The 2,889-nt window shown below is 69.7% G+C and carries 4 protein-coding genes; 2 read left to right on the top strand and 2 right to left on the bottom strand.

Annotated features, from left to right (window positions below):
* Positions 1–264: 264 nt before the first annotated feature.
* Entirely contained in the window at positions 265–987 is a 723-nt protein-coding gene (locus ACWD1Z_RS36995; protein WP_451125249.1) for a hypothetical protein, read from the top strand.
* A gap of 104 nt (positions 988–1,091) precedes the next feature.
* Here ACWD1Z_RS36995 and ACWD1Z_RS36990 read toward each other — a convergent pair whose 3' ends face one another.
* Both ACWD1Z_RS36990 and ppk2 read right to left on the bottom strand, forming a co-directional pair.
* Positions 1,092–1,253, bottom strand: coding sequence for a hypothetical protein (locus ACWD1Z_RS36990; protein ID WP_451125247.1), 162 nt, complete (start codon positions 1,251–1,253; stop codon positions 1,092–1,094).
* A 191-nt stretch (positions 1,254–1,444) separates the two neighbouring features.
* Complete coding sequence (gene ppk2, locus ACWD1Z_RS36985; RefSeq protein ID WP_451125245.1) at positions 1,445–2,446, bottom strand: polyphosphate kinase 2; 1,002 nt, start codon at positions 2,444–2,446, stop codon at positions 1,445–1,447.
* Positions 2,447–2,676: 230 nt separating this feature from the next.
* Between ppk2 and ACWD1Z_RS36980 the strand changes: the two genes are divergently transcribed.
* A complete protein-coding gene (locus ACWD1Z_RS36980; protein ID WP_451125243.1) occupies positions 2,677–2,868 on the top strand; it encodes an antitoxin in 192 nt (63 codons plus the stop codon).
* Positions 2,869–2,889: the final 21 nt, after the last annotated feature.

The raw sequence follows: 2,889 nt of genomic DNA, 5'->3' as shown, positions 1-2,889 counted from the left end.
TGTGGTCCTACGGATGTAAGCCTTCCCGCCCGCCCACCGGTTGACGACCTGCCGGGCATACCCGTGAGCCAGCTCCGCCGGCACCAGCGGCGGCCCGGCCATGCCCTGCCATGCACCTGGCCCGACCTGCGACGGCACACGAACGCGCAGTGAGGGCCGGCTCAGGTTGCGCCGTGCCCGGCGGGTCCGATCTTCGGCTCCGTCCTGCCCGCCTGCCTCGTCGAGAGCCCCAGGCCCCACTCAACTTCCCTCGAAGGATCCCTTTTGTCTTCCTCGCCCAGTCTTGCCACGACGACCCCACCCCCCAACCCGGCGCGGCCGACCCGCAGCCAGCGCCGTGCCAGCAGCAGACGGGAGAGCGCCTCTCTGCCGTGGCGCTATCTCGGTTACGTCGGCTACTACGTGGGGGCCGGCCTCATCAGCGGAGCCGTCGTCCACCACCCCATGGCCCCAGCCCGCTACTCGCTGATCGCCGGCTCCGGCGTTCTGGTCTTCCTGCTCGCGACCGTCCTCAACGACCTCATCCTCGCGAAGGAGAGGCAGCCCTTGTCACGCATCCTGCGCGTGCTCGGCACCTCGACGATGCTCTCCTTCGGCCTGGGCATGCTCAGCGGCGGCATGCAGCACTTCGCAGATCTCCCGGAACGCTGTGCCGTGCTGATACCGCTCGGCATCGTCCTGTCCTTCGTCGCCTTCTTCCTGAAGGAAGCCAAGAGGCCCTGGCGTCGCATCTTCAGCCTCATGGGGCTGGCGATCCTCGTCGTCACGGCCCTCACCTTCCTGGGCCTTCGCCACATCGCCCCCACCATGGCCCAGTCCGGAGGCGGACACAGCCACGGCGACGCCGTGCCCGAAAAGGAAAGCGGCGAAGGCCAGGAGAGCGGCCACGGCAGCGACACCACCAAACCCACCTCCCAGCCCACCGCCTCCCCGAACGCCACCCACCCCGGCAAGGAACCCGGGCACGACGACGGACACCAGCACTGAACCGACCCGCGTCCGCCCTGGCTGATGATCCGCGGCCAACCTGATGCGGCCCTGCCGGTGCCCACCCAGTGCCTGCGCGCGGGCCAGTCCCCGGCGGTGGGGGATCAGCGCGGCGGTGGGATCTGCTCGTGCTGGCGGCGGCGCCCGTAGCGGGTCACCCCGCGCGGCTCGAACACCGACAGGGCGGCCGCCGCCAGGAGCACCAGCAGGGCGGCGGCCCCGTCGGCGACCAGGTGGAAACGCCTGCCCTCCAGCTCGCCGCCCATCGTGACGTCCGGTGAGCCTCCTATGACGCCCCGTAGCCCTGTTGCGCTGCAAGCCAAAGCCCCAGGCGGCCGGGTGCGCTACGCACGCTCCAGCCCTTGCGCGTTCTCTCCCACACCCACTCCTCATGCGTCTGCCGCGGTCGGCGGGTCGGCCGGGAACACCTCGTTGCACGGCGGTGCCGCGCTGCCGTTCAGTCCTCCTCTTCCGGGTGCTGCCCGGGGCCGCTGCCCTGAGGCGCCAGCGGGGTGGGGGAGAGGTCCGTGGGTTCCTCCCCGCTCTCCAGGAGAGTGTTGGCGGCGCCGATGATCCGCGGGTCGGCTGACCCGACCGCCTCCTCGTCCTTGGCCGTGTAGTCGCAGCGCAGCAACAGATGCCGCATCGCTTCGAGCCGGGCCCGACGCTTGTCGTTGCTCTTCACCACGGTCCACGGCGCGTACGGCGTGTCCGTCGCGCGGAACATGTCGACCTTCGCCCTCGTATAGGCGTCCCACAGGTCGAGCGAGGCCAGGTCGGTGGGCGACAGTTTCCACTGCCGTACGGGATCGACCTGGCGGATCGCGAACCGAGTGCGCTGTTCACCCCGCGAGACCGAGAACCAGAACTTGACCAGCGTGATGCCGTCGTCCGTGAGCAGCTTCTCGAAAACGGGTGCCTGGGCGTGGAAGTGCCGGTACTCGGCAGGGGTGCAGTAACCCATCACCCGTTCCACGCCGGCCCGGTTGTACCAGGACCGGTCGAAGAAGACGATCTCCCCGGGAGCGGGCAGATGGGGGACGTAGCGCTGGAAGAACCACTGCCCGGCCTCCCGCTCACTCGGCTTGTCCAGCGCCACCACCCGGGCTCCGCGCGGGTTGAGGCGTTCGGTGAACCGCTTGATCGTGCCGCCCTTGCCGGCCGCATCCCGCCCTTCGCACACCACCACGACGCGCTGCCCGGTGTCGCGCACCCACTTCTGTAGCTTCAGCAGTTCTATCTGCAGGATCCGCTTTTCCCGCTCGTACGGTTTCCGTGGGAGTTTCTCCTCGTAGGGATAGTTCTCGCGCCAGGTGTCGAGGGGATTGCCGTCGCCGGCCAGCAGGATGGGCTGCTCGGGCCGCTGCTCGTCCACGAGCAGCCCTGCGAGCAGTTCCGACGGCGCGGACGTGCCCTCGGGGTCTGCGGCCGGTGCCACCGGCCTCACGGAATCAACCACGGGCGGGTTCCTCCTGCTCACGACGTCGACAGTTCGCTGCGTTCCGCTCCTGGGACGAGAGGGGGAGGGGCGACAGGGCGGACCGTCCGGGGTCTTGCCGAGTGCCCGCTGCCCGGCCGTGCATGTCCGTCCGCGTGGTTCGCCTGCCGGTCCGTTCGGGATGGTTTGCCCCCAGCTCCCCGGGTACTCGCCGCCGGGTACGACGCACGCGCTATCGCGGGAGGTATCCCATGGGCAAGCTGGGCGACATGGCGAACAAGGCCAAGGCAATGGCGAAGGGCCACCCGGACCAGGCCGACAAGGGTGTGACGAGCGCTGAGCGCATGGTCGACGAGCGGACCGGGAACAAGTACGACGCCCATACCGACAAGGCCGCCGACGCGGCCCGTCGTTCCTACCGGGACAGCCGCACGACGGAGTGACCCGCATGACCGACCTCCGGC

It is taken from the genome of Streptomyces sp. NPDC002784, from assembly GCF_053592135.1.
Note: the sequence above shows the minus strand (reverse complement) of the source record. Positions and strands in the feature narration are given on the sequence as shown.